The sequence below is a fragment of the uncultured Anaerococcus sp. genome (genome assembly GCF_963510915.1).
Classification (GTDB): Bacteria; Bacillota; Clostridia; order Tissierellales; family Peptoniphilaceae; genus Anaerococcus.
Genome location: NZ_CAUPHG010000148.1, coordinates 1 through 2,823, shown reverse-complemented (window position 1 = coordinate 2,823; position 2,823 = coordinate 1). Strand labels below are relative to the sequence as shown.

Genomic DNA, 2,823 nt, shown 5'->3' with positions numbered 1-2,823 from the left:
CCTTTTTCAACTAATCGACCTAAGATCGTTTTGATAGTGGATTGTGTCCAGTCCGTTTTTTCTTGCAATATGGAGATGACTTTTTTACTAGTTACTCGGTCGTTTGCCCAAACTACACGCATGACCTCCCATTCAGCATCTGTGATATAAGTATTAAATTCTATTGTGCTCATTCTCCTTTCCTCCTTATCGTTTACAATTGTAGACTTAATACTTAAGATAAGTCTACACCTTTAAACTTATCTTGTCAAGTCTTTTTAATAAATTTTTAATTCCTTATTTTTAATAATATGTTAAATATGATAAATATGATGATACCTTTTCTGAATTTATTGTTAGGCTAAATATATAGTCATAAATTTCACAAATTCTATCCTTTCATTTTTCATGGTAGTTTGGTTTAATTCACTTCAAGAACTTTACTCAAAATTTGTAGATTTATTTAAATGAAAGTTGTGCAATTGATTTATCTTATTAAGAAAAATCTGGAGAAGTTTTCCACAAGAATATAGGGCCTATTGTTTAAAAATTCGTGACTATGTAAGGTTTACCACCGATTTTTATTCTGTACTTTTATCAAATGGATTTAATGGGCTAAAACTTTGAGATGATATTAAAAATAACTCCTAATTAGTTTATTAATAACATTGACAAGTATCGATATGGGGTGTATAATAAACATGAAATCGAAACTTATCGATATCATTGAAGTGTATCGATATATCAAATAAAGAAAGGGGTAATTATGAAAAGATCATACGCAGAGTTTGCGCCTATATTCAAGGTTTTGTCTGACGAAACCAGGCTAAAAATAATTGATATGCTCTCATGTGGCGAGATTTGTGCCTGTGATATTTTGGATGGTTTGAGTATTTCTCAATCAACCCTAAGCTATCACATGAAAAATTTAACGGATTCAGGTCTTGTTAACGCAAGAAGGGATGGGGCATGGATGAGATATACTCTAAACCTTGAAAGAATAGGAGAGATTAAAGGCTTCCTAGATTTTATTACTGAAGATAAAGAAGATTGTATTTGTAAAAAATGTAAAGAAAAGTAAAAGCTAAAGGAGTGTTAGTATGAAAAAAATGGTAATTTATGATCCAGCAATGTGTTGCTCAACAGGTGTATGTGGACCATCAGTAGACAAGAACTTATTAAGAGTATCCACAGCGATTAATAGGTTAAGCAAAAACAATGTAGAAGTAATAAGACACAACCTAAAAGAAGAACCACAACTTTACGCTGAAAATGATAAAGTAAGCAAGCTGTTAAATGAAGAAGGAGTCGATGTACTTCCTATAACAATGGTTGACGATGAAGTAGTCAAAACAAGAGAATACCCTACAAATGATGAATTTGTTGAATTTTTAGATATACCAAAAGAATATATAATGTCTGGTATAGCAATTCAAAAAATGAAAAAGAATAAAGGAAACAAATAGATAAGATAGGAGGTCAATGTGTATACAAGATTCAACCCAGAAAATGTTAAGCTAAATAAGTATCTTTTCTTTACAGGTAAGGGTGGTGTAGGTAAAACTTCTATAGCTTCAAGTCTTGCTATAAACCTAGCAGACCAAGGTAAAAAAGTTATCCTTGTTAGTACAGATCCAGCATCAAACTTACAGGATATTTTTGACACAGACTTAGACAATAAAATAAGAGATATAGATAAGGTAAAGAATTTAAAGCTAGCTAACTTTGAACCAGAGAAAGCCCTAGAAGACTATAAAGAAAGCGTAGTTGGACCCCAAAGAGGAAAGCTTCCGGATGAGGTTATAAAAGCCATGGAAGAGCAGCTTTCGGGATCATGTACAACTGAAGTGGCAGCTTTTAAGGAGTTCACAAGCTTTATAGCTGATGAAGAGCTTGCAGATGAATATGACCATATAATATTTGATACTGCTCCTACAGGTCATACACTAAGAATGTTAGAACTACCTTCAGCGTGGACAAACTTTTTAGATAACAACAAGTATGGAGCATCTTGCCTAGGCCAGCTATCAGGGCTAGATGAAGAAAGAAGTATTTATAAAAAAGCTGTTGACAACCTAGCTGACAGTGAGTTAACTAGCCTTATACTAGTTTCTAGACCTATAGAAACAGCCCTAAAGGAAGCGGCAAGGACATCAAATGAACTCCACGAAATTGGCATAGACAACCAAATTCACATAATAAATGGTATGCTAGATTCCTATGATGATGATCTTTCAACAGCTATACACAATATGCAAAAAAGAGACTTGGAAGCAATGCCAGAAGGACTAAAAGACCTTCAAACTTACTATCTTCCACTTAAACCATACAACACATCTAGTATCGAAAATCTTAGAAAATTTTTCTCAGATGATATAGAAGAAAAAATGGAGTCTTCAGTTACCATAGACACTAGCAAAATATCAAGGCTAGAAGATGTTGTTGACGACCTATATAAGAACAATAAAAAAGTTATCCTTACTATGGGTAAGGGAGGAGTAGGGAAAACAACTATAGCAGCAGCTATTGCCCTAGCCCTTAATAAAAAAGGTCAAAAAGTTCATCTTGCAACAACAGACCCAGCCGATCATCTAAAATATATAATAAGCGAAAGAGAAAATTTGACTATTTCCTATATAGATGAAGATAAGGAGCTTGAATCTTATAGAGAGGAAGTCCTAGGAAAGGCAAAGGAAGATGGGGCAAGTGAGGAAGACATTGACTATATCGAAGAAGATTTAAGAAGTCCATGTACCCAAGAAATTGCAGTTTTTCGTGCATTTGCTGATATAGTAGACAAGTCAGAAGATGAAATAGTAGTAATAGACACAGCCCCAACTGGTC

The 2,823-nt window shown here is 33.7% G+C and carries 4 protein-coding genes; 3 read left to right on the top strand and 1 reads right to left on the bottom strand.

Annotated elements, in window-relative coordinates; translation table 11 throughout:
- Nucleotides 1–173: BlaI/MecI/CopY family transcriptional regulator (locus RQ893_RS08925; protein WP_311482658.1), on the bottom strand; the 173-nt coding region annotated here is incomplete at its 3' end.
- A gap of 572 nt (nucleotides 174–745) precedes the next feature.
- On the opposite strand from RQ893_RS08925, the gene RQ893_RS08920 reads away from it, so the two are divergent.
- The 3 genes from RQ893_RS08920 to RQ893_RS08910 all read left to right on the top strand — a co-directional run.
- The gene (locus RQ893_RS08920) at nucleotides 746–1,060 is read left to right on the top strand and encodes a metalloregulator ArsR/SmtB family transcription factor (protein WP_311482657.1); all 315 of its coding nucleotides are present in this window, start codon (nucleotides 746–748) and stop codon (nucleotides 1,058–1,060) included.
- Between the two features lie 19 nt (nucleotides 1,061–1,079).
- Nucleotides 1,080–1,445, top strand: a complete 366-nt coding sequence (gene arsD, locus RQ893_RS08915) for an arsenite efflux transporter metallochaperone ArsD (protein WP_311482656.1) — start codon at nucleotides 1,080–1,082, stop codon at nucleotides 1,443–1,445.
- 18 nt (nucleotides 1,446–1,463) lie between these two features.
- On the top strand, nucleotides 1,464–2,823 hold a 1,360-nt coding region (locus RQ893_RS08910; protein ID WP_311482655.1), incomplete at its 3' end, for a TRC40/GET3/ArsA family transport-energizing ATPase.

Bases quoted from the DNA above. Each gene is read 5' to 3' on its own strand.
- RQ893_RS08920 (WP_311482657.1), top strand. From the start codon at position 746: ATGAAAAGATCATACGCAGAGTTTGCGCCTATATTCAAGGTTTTGTCT.
- arsD (WP_311482656.1), top strand. From the start codon at position 1,080: ATGAAAAAAATGGTAATTTATGATCCAGCAATGTGTTGCTCAACAGGT.